Here is a 24025-nt window from a genome sequence, read left to right on the forward strand (position 1 = left end):
CGCCGGCCCAAACGGATGCTATCTGCAGTCCCCTGCACTCGCCCGTAACCATCTTAGTCATCCGCAGCCTTAAGTCACCTGCGGTTATCCGCTGCGGCTTACGGCTCAGCCGTATGGGTTAATGCCCCGAGGAGACCTCGCCGCCTGCGGCGGGGTCCATTTTTTCGCGGCCCATCAGGCTTGCGGCCGCTAGCGCGAGCGCGGCGGGAAGAATGGCCCAGGCAAACGTATGGACGATGGAATAGGACAAGCCGTCCGTGATGTTTCCGAGGACTTCCGGCGGAATTTGCGCTCTCGTCTCCGGCGACAGCAATGCATGTGGATCGCCGAAGTCGAGGCCGCCCGCGCTGCTTCCGCCGCCGGGATTGCCTGCGAACAGCTCAGCCAGCTTGGCGCTGAAATAATGGCTTTGGAGGATGCCGAAGACCGTAATTCCGATCGTCATGCCGAGGGACCGCACGAAGTTCATGGTTGCGCTCGCCGCGCCGCGCTGCTGCGCGGTCAAGCCGTGGATTGCTGCAGTGCTGAGCACCGAGAACGAAGCCCCGATCCCAAGCCCGATCAGGATCATGTACAAGGTCACGAGCAGCCGGGTCGAATCCGGCGACAATGTGGTCACGAGTGCCGTTCCCACGACCAGCAGTGCCAGAGTCGGAAGCATCAGCGTGCGGTAACGGAGTTTGGCCATCAGGAATCCGGCCGTCGAGGCCGTCACTACCGAGCCAAGCATCATCGGCAGAAGGACAAGCCCGGAATTGGTGGCGGAGCCGCCGAGCACGCCCTGAATGAAGATCGGAATATATACCGAAGCGACGATAAACGCGGCCCCGCTGAACAAAGCGGTCAGCACGCTGGTCGCATACAATCTTTTTCGGAATAAATCGAACGAAATAATCGGCTCCTTCGCCCGTGTCTCAGCCCACAGGAACAAAACCGTCAGAACGGCAAATGCACCGAACAGTGTCAAGATGACCCACGAATCCCAGGCGTATTTTTTGCCCCCGAGCTCCAGCGCGAACATCAGGCTGACTACCGCGCCGAGCAGCGTGCCCGCCCCCAGCCAATCAATCGGCTGTCTGGAATGCTCCACCGATTCTTTATAGAAGCCGACTACCATAATAAACGCGATCACGCCGAGCGGCAGGTTGATATAAAACACCCATTCCCAGGCGATATGGTCGGTAATGTAAGCGCCAAGCAGGGGTCCAAAAATACTCGACAGGCCAAATACCGCCCCGAACGCGCCGCCCAGCTTTCCGCGCATTTCTACCGGGACAGCATCGAACATGATCGAAAAAGCGATCGGTACCAGCGCGCCGCCCCCGATGCCCTGTATGGCCCGGTAAATCGCCAGCTGCGTAATGGTGTCCGCCGTTCCGCAAAGCGCGGAGCCGCCCATAAAGACAATAATGCCGAAGACAAAAAAACGTTTGCGCCCGTACATATCCGACAGCTTGCCGAAAATCGGCATCCCTGCCATCTCCGCGACCAGATAAGCCGATGTGACCCAGACGAACTGGTCCATTCCACCCAACTCGGCCACGATGTTGCCCATTGCCGTAGCGACAATGGTATTATCCATCGATGCCATCAAGATCCCCAGCAGCAGGCCGGCGAGGACAATGCCCAAATGGGGCGTTTTCGGTTTCGGTTTGTTGATTGCCGTATTCATGATTCCACTCCTATTTCGGTCACCCGGCTCAGATTTTGATCTGCCTCAGGACCGTCGCATTTTTATGAATATCCAGGTTATTGCGGTATTCGACCGTACCGATTTCACAGCCCGCTCCGATGGTCACACTGCCGCCGCGCACCCGCTGCGCTTTTGTATTTTGCAGCTCCACAATATCGCCTTCGATCTGGTTTGCCGTAAAGATGAGGTCTTTGGCCAATTTGGGCACCAGTGATTTCGTTTTGCTCGGCTTGATGATAATTGTGCCTCCGCCAACCTCCGCAGCCTTCCCGGGACCGAACAGCGTCAGCTCGATGCGGCCCGCGTTCAGCAAACCTCCCACTTCGAGCGCCCCGTTCAACTGGAGCGTTTCGGCTTCGCAGTCGCCCTGGACCATGATTCCGCCGCTGTATTTGACGTCTTCGACGGCGATGTTTTGCCGGGCATGGATCTGGCCTTGGCCGCGCAGCGACTTCGCTTGGATCCGGCCCGCTACCTCGCATTCCCCCGTCGTTTTCAGCTGTCCCGCGGTTAACGTGCCGGTAACTTCAATTTCCCCCGTCAAATGGAGGGAGAGGCAATCGACATCGCCCAGAAACTTGCATTCGCCTGTAACCCTCACATTCCCGAATGTTCCGCCCGAAGACGTGGAATTGCCCAGAACCTTTAAAGACGGCCGAGATAATGATTCATTCACCGCGTTTCATCTCCCTTTCGACGACAGCGTCGGGATGTACCGACAGCCGCGTGCCATATTCTACCAGTCCGATGTGGCAGCCCGGGCCTAGAATGACCACGTCCCCTCGGACAACCTTCGCCTGGGTATACTCCAGATCAAGCTGGTTGCCTTCAATCGAATCGGTAACAAGCTCCGCCTTGAGCATCGGGATCACGCCGCCGAACAGCTTGCCCCATACCTTCGAGCCGCTTTGCCGGACCTTCAGGTTCTCTACCCCGATCTCCTGTGCCTTGCATTGGCCCTGCATGTTGAAATCGAGCGTGCCGGCGCTGAGCAGCCCCTCTACCTTGAAAAAGCCTTCGCCGGTAAACCGCTCCACCTCGCTGTCGGCCTTAACGGTAAGACCACCGTTTACGGTGCAGCTTTCGCCTTCCAGCTTGCCGCCAATCGTGAGCATTCCGTCAAGCGATAACGAGAAGCTCTGCAGCGCGCCGTTCACCTTCAGCTTGCCGTTGCCGTCCACCGTTTCCGCAACCAGTCCGCCTTCCAGTGTGAGCATCCCGTCCACCCGGAACGTTTTGGTTTTAACATCGCCGTGGATCTTGCTGACACCTTCGAGAACGACATTTCCGTAGACCCCGCCGGCCGCACCGTTAACGCCGCTGAGCCGCAAGTCCGGAAGTACCTGTTGATTCATTGAAATCCCTCCTATACCTGAGTAAAATCACCGGGGTAATGCATCGGTTACAGCTTGCCCTTTAATTGTTCCAGCAGCTCGGCGAGGCTTACGCGGACTACCACGCGGACGCTTTCGTCGAACCCCAGCTCGGCTCCGGACGGACCAATGATGAAAAAACCGATGCCCATCTTGCGGACGAAGCGCAGCTCCCAATCCTTGTCGCCATAGGATGGCGTATGCGTGTTCAGCGTTTGCAGCATCTGCCCGGCTTCCTCCAAATTGAGTTGTCCTTTGCCCAGCAGCACCTCCGCAGCGAACAAATTGATGACCTGCCCGAAAGCAAACGTCCCTATGTCCTTCGCGAACCGATCGAGCGTCACTCCCGAAACAATGTTACGTTCCATTAGATTTTCCCGCGTAAACGTCAGCTTGTAAAATGCCGAGGTGTCCGCCAGCTTGCCGGCCAGTTCATCGAGCGAGAGATCATCCTTCATATGCAAAATATTGTGAATCCGGCTCAATATCCGTTCTTTCGGAAAAAAGGTTTCCTGTCCCGTAAACGTTGATTTCCGGATAAACCACTCCTCGGGAATCAGCTGCTTGCGCTTCCAGCGGTATAGCTGTCCGTACGATATTCCGGTCTGATCCAGCAAATCCTTCTTGGAGATCCATTCTTCCTCCATCGCCATCACTCCTCGGCGTCATCGTAACATAACACTGTTACGTTGTAAAGAAGGTTTGCCCGGCTGTTCCTATTGTAAGCGACACGGCCGCTGCGCTCCTCCGCCTGGAGACGGATTTGCACTCGGTCGGCGAAAGGAAATCTGCCCGTTGGAGGCGGATCGCGAATAATAAAATATGGGGCCAGGGCTAACTGCACATGCAGTCGTGAGGAAGATGTTGAAGAGTGCCGGGTAAGCGATGGGCGAACGTGGGCAGATGTAGGTGAGCTCCAGGATGTAACGGACCCAGGAGCCCTTATTTCGCGAAAAATCCTGTGTTTTGAAATCTTACGGACATGAGCGCCGTTATTCTTGATCAAACCGCCTCTTTTCGGCTTATTTGATGACAATAACGTCTCTGAGGTCCGTTACAGCGGGAAATAACCCGTTATTTCACAAATAACGGCGCTCATGTCCGTTAGTTCAAAAGTTTCGCGCCAAGTACCAATGGATCGCCGCGGGCTCCTGAACCTTGTCACGGGACTCGGGTAAATTTTCGGCAACGCAAAAACACCTTCAAGCGCAGGCCCGCTTAGGGCCTGGCATCTTGAAGGTGTACACGCATCGATCCGTAACCAAATAGAATGATTATTCGCCTTCCGGCTCGCTTTCCGCAGCGGCAGCGACTTCCTCCTGCGGCGCGGCGGCTTCTTCGGTTTCCGGCTCCTCGTAGACTGCCGGCGTCGCAATGCGTACGATCAGCGTATCCTCCGGTGTCAGAATCGTCCAGCCTTCCTGCGGCGGCAGATCGGATACATGCAGCTGGCCGCCGATCTCCAGGCCGCTGATGTCCACTTCAAGGGACGGCTTGAGCTTGTCCGGCAGTGTGCGGATATCCAGCTCGTACAGCTCAACCTGCTGAATGCCGCCTGCTCTTACCCCAGCGCTGTCGCCGACAAAGTGCAGCGCCACTTTGGTGTCCAGCTCGGATTTCATATCAATTTTGTGCAGATCGATATGCAGCAGCTCGCGGGACAGCGGCTTGCGCTGCGCTTCCTGGATGACGGCATTGGCCGTGCCCGAGCCCGGCAGCGTCACTTTCAGGATCGCCCGCGGGTTGCGGCCGAGAATTTCATTCAGGGCCTTGACGTCCGCGGCGTAGGATTTCGTCTCAGAACCCGCACCGTAAACGACAACCGGCACAAACCCGCGGCGCCGTTCAGCCGCCGCCTTGCCTGTTCTTTCAGTCAATCGTACTGTGTTTTCCATGATGAACCCTCCCTAAAAGTTTGTTATTGCTGGACTTCCAATCCATCATTCATCTTAAGGAATCACGCGTAAATGATCCACGCGGCAAATGTTGCGACGGAAGCCTTAGCTTGATTCGTTGGACCATGCTGCAGATGCTGCAGGTTGCCATTCTTTTTATTAACCAAGTACAGCGGCGGGCAATCAGCAAAGGCATCTCCGCATTTTTCCAGTTGGACGCAGCGATCTTGCTTTTTCCAGTTCAAGGTAGTAGATTAAGGGCATTACGACCGATAGGAGTGAAGTACAATGAGCCAACTCAAACATGAAGAAGGACGTTTTTATATTCCTGGCGAAAGCAAAGCTCTTGCCGAAATTACCTACAAAACCGATGCATCGACCGGTACGTTGACCATTGACCGCACTTTCGTATCCGAAGACCTGCGCGGACAAGGCGCCGGCGAACAGCTGGTGAAAGCCGTGGTGGACAAGGCGCGTCAAGACAACGTGAAAATCGTGCCGCAATGCCCTTATGCCGCTCATCAATTCGAGAAGCACAAGGACTACGCGGATGTACTGAGCGGAAACTGAGGACCGGATAATGGCCGGCTCCCGTTTCCGGATTTGGGATTGATATGGAGGAGGAAACGGGTTGACTACGACAAACGACACATTGCAGGAAATTGAAGAATTGCAGCAGCGCTGCGAGCAATATGAGGGTATCTCCCTGAAATTGAATTGGGACATGCTGCGCCGGAAGCCCGAAGAAGGCGGCGCGGAGTGGCTGGTCACGTATGAAGACGAGCGGCTGGTCGGCTTTATCGGCCTGTACGGCATCACAAGCGATTTGGAGGTTTGCGGCATGGTCCGGCCGGGCTTCCGCCGCCGGGGGATCTTTACCGGACTGTGGAAACGCGCGCTGACGATCATCGAACGCAGCAAACCCGGAACCGTGCTGCTGAACGCACCGGCGAACTCGGCTTCCGCGGCCGCTTTTCTGAAGACGCTGCCGCTTGCGTTCAATCATTCGGAATTCCAGATGAAATGGAACGGCATCCTGCCGGACGCCGGCGCCTTGCGAAGCGATGTCGTGCTTCGCCCGGCAAGCCCGGAAGAAATTCCTTTTATGATCCGGATGGACTGTGAAGGCTTCGGCGATTCGGAGGAACATGCGGCTGCGCTGTATGCCCTGCACTTATCCGGCACCGATGAAGAGTATATCCTGATCGAATCTGCCGGCAACCCGGCCGGTAAGCTGCGGTTATCCACCGAAGACAAAGAGACCTGGATCTACGGCTTTGTGGTGGATTCGCAGCTCCGCGGCCGGGGCATCGGACGCTCCGCGCTCCTGCAGACCATTGAACGCGAGCATCGGAACGGCAACAGCGTGCACCTGGAAGTGGCGCTGGACAATCCGAACGCGCTCAAGCTGTATGAAAGCTGCGGCTTTGCCGTTCAGGGCCAGCAGGACTATTACCGTTACACGGGATAAACGATTCCTCGCAGCGAGGCGGTTCCGCAGGACCTGTTATCCATCAAGCATTAAAAAAGCCCTCAACTCTGCCGGGCTAAACCGGCGGAGATTGAGGGCTTTTTTGAAGCACATATTAACTAGTGATTTAGATATTCACCGTTCCGGTATAGACGACCTGGGCCGGGCCGGTCATATAGACATGATTGTCGGCTTCGTTCCATTCGATAAACAGGTCGCCGCCTTTCAGGCTGATGACCGCCGAGCGGTCGGTCAAACCGTTCAGCACCGAAGAGACCAGAGTGGCGCAGGCGCCGGTACCGCAGGCCAGGGTCGGACCCGCACCCCGTTCCCAGACACGCATGTCGACATGGCCGCGGTCCCGCACGGTGGCGAACTCGACGTTCACTTTTTTCGGGAACAGCGGATGCACTTCCAGCTGCGGCCCCCAGGTCGCCAGATCGAAGGCTGCCGCATCGTCCACATAAATGACGCAGTGCGGGTTGCCCATGGATACGGCGGTGAAACGGAATGTCGAACCGTCCGCTTCAATTGCTTGATCGACGACCGGCTCGGCATCGATGGCCACCGGAATCTGCGGACCTGCCAGCACCGGCTCTCCCATATCGACCGTCACGCTTAGGGCGACGCCGTCCTGTACCTTCAGTTTCACCTTCTGCTCGCCCGCACCAATCGTGACAATAACGATTTCCTCGGAATCCACCAGCCCGTGCTCATACACGTATTTGGAGACGCAGCGGATCGCATTGCCGCATTGCTCGGCTTCCGAACCGTCCGAGTTGATGATGCGCATCATATAGTCGCCGCGGTCCGAAGGCAAAATATAGACCAGACCGTCTGCGCCGATGCCGAAGAACCGGTTGCAGAGATGGATCGCAAGCTCAGAGGCATTAGCCGGCAGTTCCTGTTCGCCGAATACCACGATAAAATCATTGCCAAGGCCGTGCATTTTCGTAAATTCCATTAATGGTCCACTCCCAAAGATTAAGATAGTTCCAATTCGGTAACGCCCGTGAAACTAGCATACCTTACAGAGTGGGACAGCGCTATTGATTTTATGCCGAAAATTTTGTACTTTTCATCACCGGACGGCTGCTGCCGCCCCGGCGGCGGCTCTTCTGGCCGCCCCATACGCTGCCGGCTCCCATCAGGAAGGTAGGAATGCCGGCCATGACGAAGACGAGGCACCATTCGCGCAAGCCCAGCGGCACGGTTTTGAACACAGGCTGCAGCACCGGGATATACATAACCGCAAGCATCAGCAGCACGGAGGACAGCACGGCCAGCACCAGGTATTTGTTCTGCAGCGGATTGCGGTAAAAGATCGAGCGCGAGCTGCGGCAGTCAAACACATGGATGAGCTGAGCCATGACGAGCGTTGCGAACGCCACGGACTGGGCCAGGATTAGCTGCTGCGGACTGCCCGGGTCGACGCGCAGCGTCAGCCAGAAGGCGGCCAGCGTGCAGACGCCGATCAGCAGGCCGCGGCTGATGATTTTCCAGCCGAGCCGGCGGGCGAAAATATTCTCTTTGGCGCCGCGCGGCTTATGCTCCATCAGGTCCTTCTCCGGCTGATCCACGCCGAGCGCCATTGCCGGGAGACCGTCGGTCACGAGATTGACCCATAGAATCTGGATCGGCACGAGCGGCAGCGGCAGGCCGAGCAGCATGGCGAAGAACATGGTCAGAATCTCACCGACGTTGGAAGCCAGAAGGTAACGGATGAATTTGCGGATATTCTCATAGATATTCCGGCCTTCCTCAATCGCCGCAACGATCGTCGAAAAGTTGTCGTCGCCCAGCACCAGCGCAGACGCCTCCTTCGTGACATCGGTGCCGGTGATGCCCATCGAGATGCCGATGTCCGCCGCCTTGATCGCCGGCGCATCGTTGACGCCGTCGCCGGTCATCGCCACGACATGGCCCCGGCGCTGCAACGATTTGACGATCCGCAGCTTATGCTCCGGCGACACCCGAGCATAAACGGCGACGTTGTCCGACACTTTGTCGAGTTCGTCGTCGCTCATCCGGGTGAGCTGGCTGCCGGTCAAGACCGTGCCGCCGCGCTGCAGAATGCCGAGCTGATGGGCGATTGCTTCGGCCGTCGTGCCATGGTCGCCGGTAATCATCACCGTCTTGATGCCCGCGCGGCGCGTCACGCTGATCGCATCGCGTACCTCGCGGCGCGGCGGATCGATCATGCCGGCCAGTCCGACAAAGACCAGTTGGCTTTCCGCTTCCTTCTCGCTGCCCGCCTCTTCGCCAGAGCGCAGCTCCCGGTAGGCCATCCCCAGCACGCGCAGCGCGCCGGATGCCATCGCTTCGTTCGCCTCCAGCACTTTCTGGCGCAGCGTCGGCGTGCAAGGCACGACCCCGCCCTCCCACAGCATGTAGGCGCAGTTATTCAGCAGCACGTCGGGCGCGCCCTTCGTGCAGATCATCCGGCCACCGGGGTGGCTGACCAGGACCGACATCAGCTTCCGTTCGGAATCGAACGGAAATTCCCGCTCCCGGCTGTAGGTTACCGCGAGCGACTGAGCGGTCAGGCCCATTTTGGCGGACAATGCAACCAGCGCGCCTTCGGTCGGATCGCCTTTCAGCTCCCAGACCGGCTGGACCCCGGCGCCTTTGTCGGTATCGCCGACCTTCTCCTTGCCCTTGCGCTTGCCCCGGCTATCCGCAGGATACGTCTCCACAATCTCGGCGTTGTTGCACAGCGCCCCCACCTGCAGCATGCGGCGCAGGCTCTGGTCATGCTTCAGATCGACCGCCTTGCCCTTGTCGAGGATCTGGCCGACCGGCGCATAACCTTCGCCGGTTACGTCCAGGCTGCGGCCGCCGGTCCACATTTTCGTAACGGTCATTTTGTTCTGCGTCAGCGTTCCGGTCTTGTCGGAGCAGATGACCGAGGCGCAGCCCAGCGTTTCGACCGAGGGGAGCTTGCGGACGATCGCTTTGCGTTTGATCATCCGCTGCACGCCGAGCGCCAGCGCAATGGTGACGATCGCCGGGAGCCCTTCGGGAATGGCCGCCACCGCAAGGCTGACCCCTGCCAGGAACATCGAGACGGCCGGCTGGCCGTGCAGGATGCCGGCGAGTACGACAACGATGGTGAGCGCCAGCGACAGGTAAATGAGAATTTTGCCCAGCTGCTCAAGCCGGTGCTGCAGCGGCGTTTCCTGCGATTCGGTGTTCTGAATGAGATCGGCGATTTTCCCCATCTCCGTGGCCATCCCTGTACGGATGACGATGGCCTTGCCTGTCCCGCGGGTGACCATCGTGCCCATGAAGCCGATATTTTTCTGGTCGCCGAGCGGTATATCCTCCGCCTGAATCGGCTCCGCATGCTTCGAGACCGGCAGCGATTCGCCCGTAAGCGCGGATTCCTCCGCATAAAGCGCGCTGCATTCGAGCCAGCGGACGTCCGCAGGCACGCGGTCGCCGCTCTCCAGCAGGACGATATCGCCGGGAACGAGCAGCCTGGCGGGCACCGTCTCCTGTTTGCCTCCGCGCAGCACCTTGGCCGACGGGGCGGACAGCTGCTTCAGCGCCCGCAACGAGCGTTCGGCGCGGAATTCCTGCACGAAGCCCAGTACCCCATTGAGAATAATAATGGCGATAATCGTGACGGCATCCAGATATTCACCCAGCAGGCCGGACACCAGCGTCGCCCCCATCAGCACCAGTACCATAAAATCCTTGAACTGGTTCAGCAAAAGGGTAAACGGCGAGATCGCTTTGCCCTCGGACAGCTCGTTAGGCCCGCTCTCGGCAAGCCTGTCCGCGGCCTCCTGCCCGCTCAGGCCCGACTCCGGACGGACGCCGAACTTTTGCTGCAGTTCCTCTGCACCGAGCCGGTGCCAACTTTTTGTTTCCATGAATTTTCTTTCCCCTCCCGGTCGTTTCTTGACTTCCGGCGGCGCACAGCTTTTCCACCTGTTCATGTCCATGTGTATTCAGGGTCGTCCCGAAATATCACCCTGTCCGCTTCTCCTTTTGCGCAGATGGGCGGAGTATGGCATCATAGAGAAGATCACTTATCATCATGCGACAGGAGAACTCTTATCATGGCACTTGACGGCATTGTAACCCGAGCGGTCGTGCACGAACTCCAGAGCTTCATCGGAGCGCGCATCGGCAAAATATATCAGCCTAACGATCACGATCTCATCTTTATTCTGCGCGGCGCGGGCGGCGGCGGAAAGCTGCTGCTGTCGGCTAACCCGACCTATCCCCGGCTGCACTTAAGCGAGCGCAATTCGCTCAATCCGGCGGAGGCCCCAATGTTCTGCATGCTGATGCGCAAATACTGCGAAGGCGGCGTCATCGAAAGCATTGAACAGGTCGGCATGGAGCGGATCATCCACCTGACCGTACGGACACGGGACGAACTAGGCGATGTTTCCGCGAAAAAAATCATCGTCGAGCTGATGGGCCGCCACAGCAACATCATCCTTACCGATCTCGCCAGCGGCACCATCATTGACGGCATTCACCATGTAACGCCGTCGATCAGCAGCTACCGGATCGTCATGCCCGGCGCGGAGTACACTGCGCCGCCGCAGCAGCATAAGCTCGATCCGCTGACCACCGGTCGCGAGGCCTTCCTCGCGCTGGCGGCTGCGGCGGAAGAAGCCGCGCTGCTGCCGCCGGAGGAGCCGGACGAGATCATCGAAGGCGATCTTGCGCTTCTGGCGGGCGGCGCCAAGCCGGACGGCTCGGGCGGTCCCGCCCCGTCGGCCGATCCGCGCGGCTGGCTCGTCCATGCCTTCAGCGGCATCAGCCCGCTGATCGCCGGGGAGATCGCAGGCCGCTGCTGGCGCTCCGGCCCGGACCATACTGCTCCGGCGGAGTTCGCGGCGCGGCTGTGGGCCGCGTTCGACGAGGTGCTCGCGCCCGTACGCGAGGACCAATATTCGCCGTTCATCGGCACAAACGCCAAAGGCAAAGCGGTCTTCTCGGCCGTACCGCTCACGCAGGCTGAAGAAGGCGGACTCACGAAGCAATACGGCTCGATCAGCGCCTGCATGGAGGATTTCTACGGCGATAAGGCCGAGCGGGACACCGTCAAGCAGCGGACCGCCGACCTGATCCGTTTTTTAAGCAATGAACGGGCCAAGAACATCAAAAAGCTCTCCAACCTGCAAAAGGACCTGGAGGAAGCCGAAGACGCTGAGCAATACCGCATTTGGGGCGAACTGCTTTTTGCTTCGCTGTATGCCGTCAAAAAGGGCGACAAGGAAGCACGGCTCGTCAACTACTATGACGAGGATCAGGCGGAAATCACCATTCCGCTCGACCCGCTCCTGAATCCGTCGGACAACGCCCAGCGCTATTTCAAGCGCTACAACAAATACAAAAACAGCCTGCAGGTCATCGACCAGCAGCTGACAAAAACCCATGAGGAAATCGCCTATGTGGAGACCTTGCTTCAGCAGCTGAACGACGCTTCCCTAAACGACATCGAGGAGATCCGCGAGGAGCTGATCGGCCAGGGCTACCTGCGCGACCGCAGCAAAAAGGGCAAAAAGAAGAAAAAGAACACCAAGCCCACGCTTCAGGTGTTCACCTCCTCGGAGGGCATCGAAATCTATGTGGGCAAAAACAACCTGCAAAACGAATACGTCACCAACCGTCTCGCCGCGCCAAACGACACATGGCTGCATACAAAGGATATTCCCGGATCCCACGTGGTCATCCGCAGCGAGGCCTTTGGCGATGCGACCCTGGAGGAAGCCGCGCAGCTCGCCGCTTACTTCAGCCAGGCCAAACATTCGAGCAGTGTCCCCGTGGATTGCACCCTGATCCGCTATGTCCGCAAGCCGAGCGGGGCAAAGCCGGGTTTTGTCATCTACGACCACCAGAGAACGCTGTTCGTCACCCCGGACGAAGAGCGGATCAAGCAGCTGCCGAATACGCTGAAAAACTGAGCAGCCGCCTGCTCCCTTGCGAAGCGGTGCATGCAGCATGCCGTGTGGCTTGGCACTGGGCATGGCGTGCATTATAGTGTGAGGCATAGCGTGCGGCACGGCTTCAAGCATTAGTACAGGTGCGGCTGAACTTTGAGAAAGCGCCAGCTTGGCGACGGCAATCCCTGAACAGCCCACTGGGATTGAACGGGGACCCTCGGCCGCGCGCCGTTCCAGAACGAAAGTCCTTCCGAAGGGGCGCAGATTACATGCGGGAATTTTCCGGGCGGCACAAGGGCCCGGCTCCGGTAACCTCCGGAGAGTACAGGGGGCCGGCGGTCCATTTCCGCCCCCTTCTGGGCAAACTAAAAACACGTCCGGTCCGGACGTGTTTTTGTGTGCTGTTTTTCATTCAAAACCGGGAGTTTGCGGCAGGATCGATGAAATGCTCGGGAACCAGCTCATAATCGATAAACACTGGCCCCCCGCCATCGGCACCGTTCCAATTCTCCGTACGCACCCGAAGTTTGGTAAAACCCAATTTCTCGTACACATGCTGCGCTCTTTTGTTCTCAAGACGGGTATCGAGAATGATCTTTCGGTAGCCCTGTTGTGAAAAAAGCGCCCGGAACAGCATTCCCAGCAGCTTTGAACCGTATCCTTGATTTTGCATGGACCCTTCGCAGATTTTGATTCCGACTTCAGCCGTTCCGCCCCCGACACTGCGGTAATTCATTTCGCCGATCGGGCGGCCTTCGGCCTCGGTGATCAGCCTCCGGTGCATGTCGTCGCGATCTTCCTTCAGCCGCTTGATGACCTCTTCTTCCGTCGTGCCAATCCCATCCGGATAACCGGCATGGGCCATTACCGCCCCGTCATTCCACCACCCGCACAGCAGCGCTGCATCCTCCGGCGTGGCGTTCCGGATCGTGAGTTCGTTATTTTGAATAAACATGTTTACCTCCATTTTAGTCGGAGGGCTATCGCGTGGTTACCCTCCATAATTCGGCCAAGTTCACGACAGATTTTTGCTTCATGTCCGCTCACCCTTTCTCCGGCCTTGCCGGTGTAGTCAAAACAAGCTTAGGATCCGTTCCTGAAAATGGCAATGAACGAAGTTACACCCCGCGTCCGAGTGTGCTGTTACGATGTACTCGCCGTACCGTTGCCACGCCTATTTGCCCCAGCCGCTCATTCCACTGCGAATTTTACGGGCACTCGTGCCGTTGCGTACCCTTTGCTCCGCCGCCTGTTTCACCGCGAGACTTACCGTCACTATTGCCATTGCCACCGATTGCTACCGATTCCCTTTTCGACGCGATTCTTACGGACACTAGCGCCGTTATTTCACTCGAACCCAATCATTTCCCCAACTAACGGACCTGAGAGACCTTATTACTTAAAAACCCAGCATATTCATACTCTTGGAGCCAAATAAGGTCTCCTGGGTCCGTTACACTCCGCAATACTGCCGATGCTGCAAAATAACGTCTCTTATGTCCGTTAGTGGGGCCAACTCGCCCACAACCCCAACCATGCGTTTGCGGAGTGCTAGACTCAGCCCACCCTAACGGAAACTTCTTGCAGGACACCTCACCATGATGGGTGCATCAGCCAAAAAAAAGCCCCATGCAAATGCAGTTCTCTGCATTTGCATGGGGGCTTAAAACCTCGCCGGTTCCCGGCGAAAACGCCCTGCCTCACAGCTCCGCCACGCACTGGCTCACAGCTTCGCTACGCACTAGCTCTCAACTCCGCCGCGCACTGCCTCACAGCTCCGTCGCGCACTGCTTCGCCGCACTGCTTACTGTTTCGCTACACTGGCTCATCGCTCTATTCCGCCTGGCTCACCGCTCCGCCAAGCTCGCCTTATTGCCGCTTCGCCGCTTCGCGAAGCTGTGGCAGCACGGCAGCCGGCACAGTCACGCTGCCGAGCTCGCCGTGGAACACGACGCCCTGCCGCGCGCCGTGAAAGTCCGACCCGCCGGTGACGAGCAGCCCATATTCCGCCGCCAGGGCGGCGTAACGGGCGGCATCCTCCGGCGAATGGTCCGAGTGGTATGCTTCGATGCCGGAAAAGCCGCCGCGCGAGAGAATCTCCCGGACGAGCCCGTCGTCGCCGTAAATCCCCGGATGCGCCAGCACCGGCGCGCCGCCCGCTTCCACGATCCACGCGCAGGCCGTTTCCGGCGCGATGCGCGGCGCCGCAGCAAAAGCAGGCGCGCCTTCGGCCAGGTACTTGTCGAACGCGTCGCGCATGTCCGTCGCCGCGCCGAGCCGCACCAGCTCGTCGGCAATATGCGGCCGGCCGACAGTCTCATCCTGCTTCAGTTCCCGCCCGATGCCGGCCGTGACGCGCTCCAGCGTAATGTCGATGCCCAGCGCCCGCAGGTTGGCGATGATCGCCTCGTTGCGCTCGTTGCGCGTATCCCGCTGCGCGGCCAGCCGGGACAGGAAGAGCTCGTCATGAATATCCACGTAATAGCCAAGAACGTGGATTTCCTTCCCCCCGGCCCGCGTACTGATCTCCACGCCGGGCACCACGGCGATACCATAGGCGTCACCGGCTTCAAGCGCCTCGGCGATACCGCCCACGGTGTCGTGATCGGTGATGGCCACCGCAGCCAGCCCGCGCTCCGAGGCGAGCCGTACATTGTCCCTTGGCGGCTGCTTGCCGTCCGATGCCAGCGTATGCGTATGTAAGTCACAGAAGCCTTCGCGTTGCTTATCCTCTGTCATTGCCGTAACCGTCCTCTCTGCGCGAAAATTCCAGAGCATCCCACTCTTCGCGGAGTATGCCCATTTTAATGGCATCGTAATAGTCGCCGCGCACGATCCGCGCCTTGCGTACCCGCGCTTCCAGGGTCATGCCGCATTTGGCGGCGAGCCGCATCATCCGGTCGTTCCCCGACCAGGTTCCAATGCCGAGCCGAACCGTATCCAGCGAATCGAACAAATACTTCATCCACATCCGGAACGCCTCGGTGCCGTAACCGCCCGACCAATACCGGGAATCGTAGATCACGATGCCAATTTCAAACCAGTTGGTCTCCTGCGACACCCAATACCGGGACACCCGCCCCTTGAGTTCCCCATCGATCTCGATCATTAGGCTGCGGCGCGGCTGGTCGCTGTCTATAGGTACCACATGGCCCGCATACCTTTCCGTAAATTCCTCAAACGTAAGCTCTTCCTGTTCCCCGTACGGCCCGTTCCACAACAGATGCTCACGGTCCTCCGCTTCATATTCGTAGTAATACAACCGCCGCATATCGTCCTCGCGCATATCGCGCAGAGTGACCCGGTCTCCCCTCATTTCAACTTTCATCAGGCATCTCCTTCGGAATGGAATGCTCGCGCAAATACGTCAAAAAGGTAACCGCCGAAATCGGCAGCAGCGAATCCTTCAGCCGGACGGCATAAAACTGCCGTTTAAACGAGGCGTCCGTCAACGGAACGATCTTCAACAGCCCGAGTGCGGCCTCATGCTTGATCGAGGAAGAAGAGATGATCGTCAGCCCGAGGCCCGCTTCCACCGCCGACTTCACCGCGCCCGTGCTTCCCAGCTCCATAATGATATTCATCGCGCCGGGGTCGAATCCTTTGGCGATCAGCTCTTCCTCCATCACCTGGCGCGTGCCGGAGCCCCGTTCACGGAGCACAAACGGATAGGCGAGCGCCTCTTCAAGCGAGACCGCCTCGCGCAACGCCAGCGGATGATCCCCCGGTACGATCAGCTTCAGCTCATCGTCCATCACCGGCTCCGTCTCCAGCTCCGGATGGCGGATCGGCGCTTCGATCAGCCCGAAGGTCAGCTGATGCTTCAGGATCTCCTCCATGATCTGCGTCGTGTTGATGACCTTCATCATGATGGAGATATGCGGGTAAGCTTTGCCGAACGGTCCCAGCAGCCGAGGCAGAATGTACTCCCCGATCGTCAGGCTCGCGCCGAGCTGCAGCCGGCCTTCCAGCATATGCGTGAACGCCGACATGGCCTGATCCGTATCGCGCATGAGCTGGATGCTCCGCAGGGCGAACGGCAGCAGCGCCTGGCCAGCTTCGGACAACGCGATTTTTTTGGAGGACCGGTCAAACAGCTTCGTGCCGAAATAATCCTCCAGCGCCTGCACCTGCATCGTAACCGCCGGCTGGGTCATATGCAGCGTCTGGGCCGCCGCCGAGAAGCTGCCCCGCTGCGATACGGTATAAAAAATATGTAGCTGGTGAAAATTCATTCGCAATTCTCCCTTGGGGCGGCAGACAGAAAAAGGACATGCCCGCCACAATGGCCGCATGCCTTCTTGACCGCCGTTATTTCCGTTTGCGCCGCTTTTTGATCAGCTTCATCCGGCGGCTGTTGCGCAGTCTAGAGTAGTAGTTCTGCAGATCGCGCAGCTGCGGCGTCGCCGATAACTGGCCGAGAAACGAGACAACGTACATGACATGCAGCGGGTTGCCCGAAAGGGAGGCGACGCCTTCCAGCCGTTTGAATTCGGCAATCACCACCGTATCGCCGTCAATCAGGTAGGCGTTGTATTTGCTCTGCAAATACGGTTTGACGCGGCCCAGCTTGAGGTTCTGCCACAGCCACGCGCCCAGTTCTCCGGCAGTGCCGTCGGCGCGGTGGATCCGGCTTTCGTACCTGCTTCTGGCATGGTCGGTAATCACGATGTCGGCCACGCTGAGATCGTTAAGCATGATGTGGAAGGGCTCATGCCCGCTCCACCATTCCGTCCCTTTTCCATGCATGATTATCACACTCCAACGAAAGGGTCTTGCATGCTTGTATTGTTGTCCATCTTACCGCATGTCGGCGGGTTGTTCAAGCTCGTCCGCCCCGGATCCCTTCGCCTTGCTGTATTTTCCGTCTCTTGCCTTTATTGCGGATACTCCACCGCGCGCAGCGCCGTCCGGTCGGCATCGTCCACATAACTGCTGCCTTTGATGCTTTTGCACTTTTTCTTCAGGCGCGCCGATTCGCTCGACAGGTCCTCGATGGAATCGAAACGCCGGTGCCGGTTCGTCACCACGGCAATGGAGATCGAAACCAGCGGAATTTCCTCCACGACGCCGGAGCGGTTCTCGGCCAGTACAAACCGCTGTGCCAGATGGCTCTCATGGTAGAACGTAGACAGCGTCTGGTCAAACGCTTCGATAATCGATTTGCAGCATTCTTCATAGAGATAGTGATTGATGCAGATGATAAAATCGTCCCCGCCGATATGCCCGAGAAAACCGCCCAGCTTCAGCGCCGAATGCTTTAAGATCTCTGCGGTCGCTTGGATCATCCGGTCGCCTTCTTTAAACCCATACGTGTCGTTATAGGCCTTGAAATGGTCCAGATCGATATACAGGACGCTGAACTGCTCCTGAAGCATCGACTTGACCATCCATTCATTGATGCTGAGATTGCCCGGAAGTCCTGTGAGCGGGTTAAGGAAGCTTGCCGCCACCGCTTGGATTTCCGCAAAATTGAGCAGCAAATCCCGGACGCTGACCGCGCCGAACAGCTTGTCTTCATGCGTGACGATGACGTAGTCGTACAGATTTTCCTCGCTGCGGTTCATCGCCAGCTTGCTGACCTCGGTAATCGGGGTCTTGTAATCCACCACCAGCGGCTTTTGGTCCATGATCAGCGAAACCGGCCGCCCCATATACAGCGTATAGCCGTACAGCGTACCGATTTGCTGGTAAAAACGGACCCGCATGATCAGCGCCGTCGGAATTCCGTTTTCCGTCACGGCGACGCCCTGCAGCTGCGGATGGCTTTTAAAAATTTGCTCGACGTATTCACACTTGCTATGAGGCGAAATTTCCGGAATCTGCTCCGCAATTTCACCGATCTGAAGAAACATGCTTGAAGCCCCCTCTAAATGGAACCATTAGAACGCCCGGCGGAAACATACCGGACACCGGAGCATGAGCGGGCCGGCCAAGACCATAACCCTGACCGTATTCGATTCCCGCCCGTTGTAAAAACAGGAGCTCGTCCGCGGTTTCAATCCCTTCGGCGATGACGCGGGTCGATGAGCGCTCCGCATAATCCCGGACCAGTTCCAGCAGCTCCTGCTGCTCCCGGCTGTCATGGATTCCCCGGATGAGCGACTTGTCCAGTTTGATAAACTCCGGTTTCAAATACACAAGCGTCTTCAGGCTGTTGTATCCTGATCCGGCATCGTCCACGGCGATCCGGAAGCCTTGATGGCGGTAATACGAAAGGATTTTCTCAAAACCGACGTAATCCTGGACCGCCTGGCGTTCTGTCAGTTCAAACACGATTCGTTCCGGAGATAAGCCCAGCGTCTTCAGGAGCGCCAGCGTCTCACCGCTTTTATGCCTGACATCGTCAAGCACACCGGGATGCACATTGATGAAAATCAAAGCGTTTGACGTTTCACTCGCTTCCGGCAGCCGCTCCACATACCGGTTCAGCGACATCCGGCGGCAATACTGTTCGAATTTATACATCTGTTCCGTCCGTCCGACAAATTCATAAAAATGCTCGGTCGTGGGAAAAAGCGCGGAGCTTGGCGGCCGGTTCAGCGCCTCATGCCCCACGGTTTCGCCGGTACGCAGCTGGAGGATCGGTTGAAAATACGTATCCAGCAGCCCTTTTTCCATAATGTGCAAAACGGCCGAGAGCTGTCCGAGCTCCTTCAGCCCCTCTTTCATCCGGCCTTGCAAATGTTGCAGATACTGGGGAATCAGCGCCGCAGCGCCAAACTTTGCCCCTCTGTTGCCCATGGTTATCACCCGCATACGATTACGTGAATTTTGTCACTCTCTGTCAGTATAAGGGGAAAGTATTAACCCGGGATTAAATGGGGGCGCTCCCAACCTGGACGAGGAACTTTTTTCTGCGGAATTTCTCTTCGGCACCGGCAAAATAAAAAAAGCAGACGCCGTGGCTCCGCTGCTTGTCCCAAGGGAGCTGCAGCCTGCCGGCGTCTGCCTCATGCAAATAAATTGCTTTTTATAGCCCGAAATAACGGGACTTGTCCGGTCCGCTGCTGGCGTATTCCGTCTTCAGCTCGTTGCGGTACGAACGTTCGATTTTGCGCACATAGGACAAGCGCCGGACGTTTTTCATGACTTCCTCGGCGCGGTCCGCATTGACGTACATCACCGCGTAATGCATTTTCCGGGATACGTAATGCAGCGTTCCGTATTTCTCCAGGTTCCGCGCCGCCTTGACGTCGCTTACCCACACGATATATCCTGTCCGTTCAGCAAACATACCTTTTAGCCGCCTTTCTTCTCTCCCGTTCCGTCCGGCTTAGCCGCAGGAGCAACTTCCGCCGCTGCCGCATCCGCCGCCCTTCGGGTTCGGATCGTTGCTCGGCACCTTGATGCTGTCCGAGACCGAATATGCGATCAGCTCAGACATGGAGTGCAGAATATCATCCAGCCGGTTCTCCGCTTGCTTGAAGCGGGCGACTTCCTCAAATTGCTCCAGTTCCTTCTCTACCGCTTCGACCTCAGCCTTCGCGGCGTGGTAGTTCGGATGGAAATGCCCGAAACGCTGGGTCTCCTCGAACAAATCCTTTTTGCTCTGGAGCTTCTTTATCTTGGCCTGGATCTCCGGATTGGCATCAACCCGGCCCTTCCAGTATAAATAATCCGAAACTTCGGCCGACTGGTTGATCATGTCGCCCAGTTCATAGGCGTATGTCAGCACTTCGGCCATATCTACCGTATTCATCTCCGCTACGCTCATGAACTTCAACTCGCTTCTGCGTTAATGTTCTACAACCTGATGTCGTAGACTTTTTAATCATAACATAACATAACGCGTTTGCAGAAGAGGAATTTCAAGCCCGGTCCGGAATCCGCAGCCGCATTTGCTGCCATTCGCCGCTGTGCAGCTCGGCCGGTTCCGTTCCTCCTTCCGGATCAATACAGCTGCCGCAGACCTTCCAAGGATGGCGGCTGACGATTTCAGGAATAAAATCAAAGGTCCGGCCGCCCCGGGTCACCGTTACCTTCACGCCCCATTCGGCCGCCTGCTCCATCACCTGCTGCGCTGTGGATGCGTGGTATTCGCGCATTTCCTTCAGCCACATCTGCGGCACACGCTCCTTGCCGGGAAAAAGCTCCGCCGGCTCCGGCACGGCCGGCGGGAGCTGCAGCTGCGGAACCGCGCGGGCTGCCAGGCCGCGCTCCGCAGTGTCTCCGGGCACTCGGTAGCCCGGCCGCGAAGGCTCCGGCGGGAACTGCGCCTCAGCGTCCGCCGGCCACAGGATGTCCGGGCCGGCGGATGCTGCCGCCCGGCCCGGGTCTGCAGCCGCTGCGGCAAGCCCGGCGGCCGCCAGCTCCTTGCGGACGAGCGCGGCCGACTCGCGCCGGACGATGAAATAGCACGGCGCAATGCGGCTCACATGGCCCTGCAGGCGCGGATGGGCGGCGATGTCGTCGCCGTCCGCCTCCCCGCGGCAGGTCAGGAGCAGCGTCTCCGCCAGCTCGGTCCGGCCGGCGGCGCGGGCCCACAAGGCCAGCGCCTGACTGGCCTGCGCCGGCAATCCGCCTTCCGCGTGCTCCGCGAGCCAGCGGATCAGCGCTTCCGGGTCCAGCCCTTTGCCGGCGCTTTGCTCCAGCCGCGCCCGGGACAGCCGGAAGCTCCAGAGCTCTTCGGTATGCAGCGGCTCCGCCAGCTGCGCCAGCTTCCAGCGCACGGCGAACCCCGTGCCTGGCGGAACAAGCACCTCAAGATCCGGCTGCACGAGCAGAGTGGGTGGGATGGTCCGGGCGGGTTGGGGCGTATGGGCGCTTGGGGCGGTCTGCTCGGCGTCGGCACTATATTGCATCTGGGCGGTTTGAGCGCTTTGGGCGGTCAAACCGGCGTCGGCGCTATCGTGGGTCCGGGCAGTTTGCGTGGTCAATACAGCTTCTGTGGCACGGACATTTTCGGCGGCCACCACCCGTACGCAACCGGTAACCTCATTTATGCCCTCAGCCGGGTTCGCTTCTGCCGCTCCTAGCGATGGCGGCCGCACCGCAGCCTCATGCGCATTTGCCTCCGATACCGCCGGCTTCGGTTCGCGCCAGCGGAAGCAGAGCCCGCCTTCCGGCGAGCGCCCCAGCCGGCACCAGCCGAAGCCGGCGAGCAGGCGCAGCCACGCCTCCGCCGCTGCGGCAACCGCCCCCGGCTCCGCATTCGGCGCAAAGCCGCGGTCCCGGAGCCTTCGCAAAGGTTCGGCTACAGGAAACCAGTCGCCGACCGGATAGGCTTCCGCCGCGATCAGATAGCGGAAATGCTGGGCGCCGGGGTCGGATGCGCCGTAGCGGCCCAGGATTAGCCGGTACAACACGCCGGCCATTTGCGTCTCGTCCAGTTCAAGCCAGCCGGAAAGCGCCCCGGGCTCCAGGACATAAGCGTCCTCCTGGCGTACAAGCAGCCCGAGCGCCAGCAGCAGATCCACCATCAGCAGCGCTGCGGCTTCCGGCTCCGCGCTGAACGGCAGCAGCTCCGGACCGGGCAGGCCGCGCAGCGTCAGCGCGCCGGCGAGGCCGGCGAGATTCTTCTGCCGGATGACACCTTTGGCCGTCAGCGGCAGACCTTCTTGCGCTGTATAGACCAACGCGCGGAACAGCTCGCCGGCCAGTCCCGGCCCAGTTGCTAATTCCTCCGGCACAATTTCTTCCTCCGGCTGCGCCGCAGGCTTAACGGAGGCAAACGCAAAGGCATGCTGCACTCCGGCGAACCGCGCTTCGGGAATCTGGTACAGCTCCTCGCCCCAGATGCGCCGCCGCAGCTCCAGCAGCCCCTCGGCCATTAGTTCGGCCAGCGCCAGGCGCTGCTCGGCGCGGCAGAGCGCCGGCGGCCGCAGCTCCGCGGCTTTGTCCGCCGGGAACGGCTGTGCCGCATACGCCGCGCAGATCCGCTCCAGCACCGCCCGCGCTTCCGCGGTAAGCTTGCTCACAAGGTGGCCTCCTTCTCCGGCTCCGCCGGTTCGATTTTATAGTCATAGCCCTGCTCGGTCAGAAACAAACGGCGGTGCAGCGCAAATTCCTGCTCCCGGCTGTCCTCCGATACCAGCGTATAGAAATAAGCCTTGTTCTCGCCGTTCTTCGGCCGCAGGATGCGGCCCAGCCGCTGCGCCTCCTCCTGGCGCGACCCAAAAGCGCCCGACACCTCGATTGCTACCGAAGCGTCCGGCAGATTGACGGCAAAGTTCGCCACCTTGGACACAACCAGCACCCGCAGCCGGCCTTCATTGAAGTCCGTAAACCGTTCCACCCGTGTCTTGTGCGGCGTCTTGCCGGTAATGAGCGGCGCGCCGAGCCGGGCTGCCAGCTGCTCCAGCTGGTCCAGGTATTGCCCGATGACCAGCACCGCCGCGCCCGGATGCGCCGCGACCAGCCGGGCCGCCGCTTCCGTCTTCGCCGGATTGACCGAAGCCAGGCGGAACTGCTCCTTCGCCCCGGCGGTGCGGTACCGGCCGCGCAGCGCCGCATCCATCGGCACCGTCAGCTCGGTGCATTCGACGCCGGCAATCCAGCCCGCCGACTCCAGCGTTTTCCACGGGAGCTCATAGCATTTCGGGCCGATCAGCGAGAAGACGTCGCCTTCGCGGCCGTCCTCCCGGACCAGCGTCGCGGTCAGCCCGAGACGGCGTGTCGCCTGGATCTCCGCCGTTGCCCGGAAGACCGGGGCGGGCAGCAGATGCACCTCGTCGTAGATGATGAGCCCCCAGTTGCGCTCGTTAAAAAGGCGCATGTGCGCAAAGGGCCCGGTTTTGCTGCTGCGGTGCGTCAGCATCTGGTAGGTCGCCACCGTCACCGGCTTAACCTCGCGCGAAGTGCCCGTGTATTCGCCGATCTCCTCCGGCGCCAGCTCGGTCCGGGCCAGCAGCTCTGCGCGCCACTGGGCCACCGAGGTGCTGCTTGACGTCAGGATCAGCGTCTCGCATTGAAGCTTCTCCAGCACGGCAAGCCCGACGACCGTCTTGCCGGCCCCGCAGGGCAGCACGACGACGCCGCTGCCCCCGATGCCCTGAAACAGGCGGAGCGCTTCCGCCTGATAGTCGCGCAGAGCGAAAGCCCCGGGGCCGCCGGAGGCGCTGCCGCCCCGCCAGACCACGCTCAGCGCTTGTCCTTCCCGGTAGCCGGCTTCGTCCACTACCGGGTACCCCAGGCGGGCCAGCTCCTGCTTCAGCTGGCCCCGAAGTTGCGCCGGCGCTTCCGCAGCCGACGCCCCGGTGCGGCGCAGGCCGAGCGCCGCAAGCGCGGGCTGCTGCTCGAGCTCGTCGAGCAGCGCCGCGTGGTCCGCCTGCAGCGTGATCCGCGCTGCAGGATCGGCGGCTGCGCCGTGCAGCCGCAGCCGCCCGTACCGCCCGGCCTGGAGGCGGATCTGCGCCTCCAGCTCCGGGGACACGCCGAAGCGGGCGATCCGGCGGAGGCCGGCGAGTATCGCCTCTCCGCCGTGTCCCGCCGCGGCGGCGTTCCAGAGCGAAAGCGGCGTAATGCGGTACGTATGGTACGCGGGCAGGCTTTTCAGCAGCTCGGCGCAGCCGGCCAGCAGCGTGCGCGCTTCCGCGAAGCCGGGATGGGCGCATTCCAGCAGCACCGTCCCGTCCTTCCGGAGAATGCAGGCTCCGCTTTCGTTCATGGGTGTTCCCTCCTTCGTAGATTCTGCTCGATTCAATGCCGTGCAGGGCAGCAAGAAAAGCTCATCCCCGCCGATG

The 24025-nt window shown here is 59.5% G+C and carries 21 protein-coding genes; 3 read left to right on the forward strand and 18 right to left on the reverse strand.

Features of this window, described 5'->3' with window-relative positions:
• Positions 1-118: 118 nt before the first annotated feature.
• The 5 genes from BMW84_RS07825 to BMW84_RS07845 all read right to left on the reverse strand — a co-directional run bounded on the left by BMW84_RS07825 (position 119) and on the right by BMW84_RS07845 (position 4961).
• The gene (locus tag BMW84_RS07825; RefSeq protein WP_091066319.1) at positions 119-1672 is read right to left on the reverse strand and encodes an MDR family MFS transporter; all 1554 of its coding nucleotides are present in this window, start codon (positions 1670-1672) and stop codon (positions 119-121) included.
• Between the two features lie 28 nt (positions 1673-1700).
• Complete coding sequence (locus BMW84_RS07830) at positions 1701-2369, reverse strand: hypothetical protein (RefSeq protein WP_091066322.1); 669 nt, start codon at positions 2367-2369, stop codon at positions 1701-1703.
• Positions 2362-3048, reverse strand: a complete 687-nt coding sequence (locus BMW84_RS07835) for a hypothetical protein (protein WP_091066324.1) — start codon at positions 3046-3048, stop codon at positions 2362-2364. Before BMW84_RS07835 ends, BMW84_RS07830 begins: the two co-directional genes overlap by 8 nt.
• Before the next feature lie 47 nt (positions 3049-3095).
• Positions 3096-3713: a DUF4004 family protein gene (locus tag BMW84_RS07840; protein WP_091066327.1), complete on the reverse strand. Its 618-nt coding sequence runs from the start codon at positions 3711-3713 to the stop codon at positions 3096-3098.
• A gap of 627 nt (positions 3714-4340) precedes the next feature.
• Positions 4341-4961, reverse strand: coding sequence for a 50S ribosomal protein L25 (locus BMW84_RS07845; RefSeq protein ID WP_091066330.1), 621 nt, complete (start codon positions 4959-4961; stop codon positions 4341-4343).
• Positions 4962-5249: 288 nt separating this feature from the next.
• On the opposite strand from BMW84_RS07845, the gene BMW84_RS07850 reads away from it, so the two are divergent.
• Together BMW84_RS07850 and BMW84_RS07855 are read left to right on the forward strand one after the other, a co-directional pair.
• Positions 5250-5531, forward strand: a complete 282-nt coding sequence (locus tag BMW84_RS07850; protein WP_091066332.1) for a GNAT family N-acetyltransferase — start codon at positions 5250-5252, stop codon at positions 5529-5531.
• Between the two features lie 61 nt (positions 5532-5592).
• The gene (locus tag BMW84_RS07855) at positions 5593-6432 is read left to right on the forward strand and encodes a GNAT family N-acetyltransferase (protein ID WP_091066334.1); all 840 of its coding nucleotides are present in this window, start codon (positions 5593-5595) and stop codon (positions 6430-6432) included.
• Positions 6433-6559: 127 nt separating this feature from the next.
• Here BMW84_RS07855 and dapF read toward each other — a convergent pair whose 3' ends face one another.
• The gene (dapF, locus tag BMW84_RS07860) at positions 6560-7396 is read right to left on the reverse strand and encodes a diaminopimelate epimerase (protein ID WP_091066336.1); all 837 of its coding nucleotides are present in this window, start codon (positions 7394-7396) and stop codon (positions 6560-6562) included.
• A 91-nt stretch (positions 7397-7487) separates the two neighbouring features.
• The gene (locus BMW84_RS07865) at positions 7488-10310 is read right to left on the reverse strand and encodes a calcium-translocating P-type ATPase, SERCA-type (protein WP_091066338.1); all 2823 of its coding nucleotides are present in this window, start codon (positions 10308-10310) and stop codon (positions 7488-7490) included.
• Between the two features lie 189 nt (positions 10311-10499).
• On the opposite strand from BMW84_RS07865, the gene BMW84_RS07870 reads away from it, so the two are divergent.
• Positions 10500-12362 carry an Rqc2 family fibronectin-binding protein gene (locus BMW84_RS07870; protein ID WP_091066343.1) on the forward strand — a complete coding sequence of 621 codons (1863 nt, stop codon included), beginning with the start codon at positions 10500-10502 and terminating at the stop codon, positions 12360-12362.
• Positions 12363-12753: 391 nt separating this feature from the next.
• On the opposite strand, the gene BMW84_RS07875 is transcribed toward BMW84_RS07870, so the two are convergent.
• The 11 genes from BMW84_RS07875 to BMW84_RS07925 all read right to left on the reverse strand — a co-directional run bounded on the left by BMW84_RS07875 (position 12754) and on the right by BMW84_RS07925 (position 23949).
• Positions 12754-13296, reverse strand: a complete 543-nt coding sequence (locus BMW84_RS07875) for a GNAT family N-acetyltransferase (RefSeq protein ID WP_175498703.1) — start codon at positions 13294-13296, stop codon at positions 12754-12756.
• A gap of 914 nt (positions 13297-14210) precedes the next feature.
• Positions 14211-15080: a PHP domain-containing protein gene (locus BMW84_RS07880; protein WP_091066347.1), complete on the reverse strand. Its 870-nt coding sequence runs from the start codon at positions 15078-15080 to the stop codon at positions 14211-14213.
• Positions 15067-15669 carry a GNAT family N-acetyltransferase gene (locus tag BMW84_RS07885; RefSeq protein ID WP_091066350.1) on the reverse strand — a complete coding sequence of 201 codons (603 nt, stop codon included), beginning with the start codon at positions 15667-15669 and terminating at the stop codon, positions 15067-15069. The genes BMW84_RS07880 and BMW84_RS07885 overlap by 14 nt, the downstream gene beginning before the upstream one ends.
• Positions 15659-16576, reverse strand: coding sequence for a LysR family transcriptional regulator (locus tag BMW84_RS07890; RefSeq protein ID WP_091066353.1), 918 nt, complete (start codon positions 16574-16576; stop codon positions 15659-15661). The genes BMW84_RS07885 and BMW84_RS07890 overlap by 11 nt, the downstream gene beginning before the upstream one ends.
• 76 nt (positions 16577-16652) lie before the next feature.
• Positions 16653-17090, reverse strand: a complete 438-nt coding sequence (locus BMW84_RS07895) for a hypothetical protein (RefSeq protein WP_091066355.1) — start codon at positions 17088-17090, stop codon at positions 16653-16655.
• Positions 17091-17218: 128 nt separating this feature from the next.
• Positions 17219-18196 carry a GGDEF domain-containing protein gene (locus tag BMW84_RS07900; protein WP_091066357.1) on the reverse strand — a complete coding sequence of 326 codons (978 nt, stop codon included), beginning with the start codon at positions 18194-18196 and terminating at the stop codon, positions 17219-17221.
• Complete coding sequence (locus BMW84_RS07905) at positions 18177-19085, reverse strand: EAL domain-containing protein (RefSeq protein ID WP_091066359.1); 909 nt, start codon at positions 19083-19085, stop codon at positions 18177-18179. Before BMW84_RS07905 ends, BMW84_RS07900 begins: the two co-directional genes overlap by 20 nt.
• A gap of 229 nt (positions 19086-19314) precedes the next feature.
• Positions 19315-19578, reverse strand: a complete 264-nt coding sequence (locus BMW84_RS07910) for a YlbG family protein (RefSeq protein WP_091066362.1) — start codon at positions 19576-19578, stop codon at positions 19315-19317.
• A gap of 39 nt (positions 19579-19617) precedes the next feature.
• Positions 19618-20058: a YlbF/YmcA family competence regulator gene (locus BMW84_RS07915; RefSeq protein WP_091066364.1), complete on the reverse strand. Its 441-nt coding sequence runs from the start codon at positions 20056-20058 to the stop codon at positions 19618-19620.
• Positions 20059-20152: 94 nt separating this feature from the next.
• Positions 20153-22261 (reverse strand): helicase-associated domain-containing protein, encoded by a 2109-nt coding sequence (locus BMW84_RS07920; RefSeq protein ID WP_091066367.1) that lies wholly within the window; start codon positions 22259-22261, stop codon positions 20153-20155.
• Positions 22258-23949, reverse strand: a complete 1692-nt coding sequence (locus tag BMW84_RS07925; protein ID WP_091066369.1) for a DNA repair helicase XPB — start codon at positions 23947-23949, stop codon at positions 22258-22260. Before BMW84_RS07925 ends, BMW84_RS07920 begins: the two co-directional genes overlap by 4 nt.
• Between the last annotated feature and the right edge of the window lie 76 nt (positions 23950-24025).

This window comes from Paenibacillus sp. NFR01, assembly GCF_900111565.1.
Classification (GTDB): domain Bacteria; phylum Bacillota; class Bacilli; order Paenibacillales; family Paenibacillaceae; genus Paenibacillus_AQ.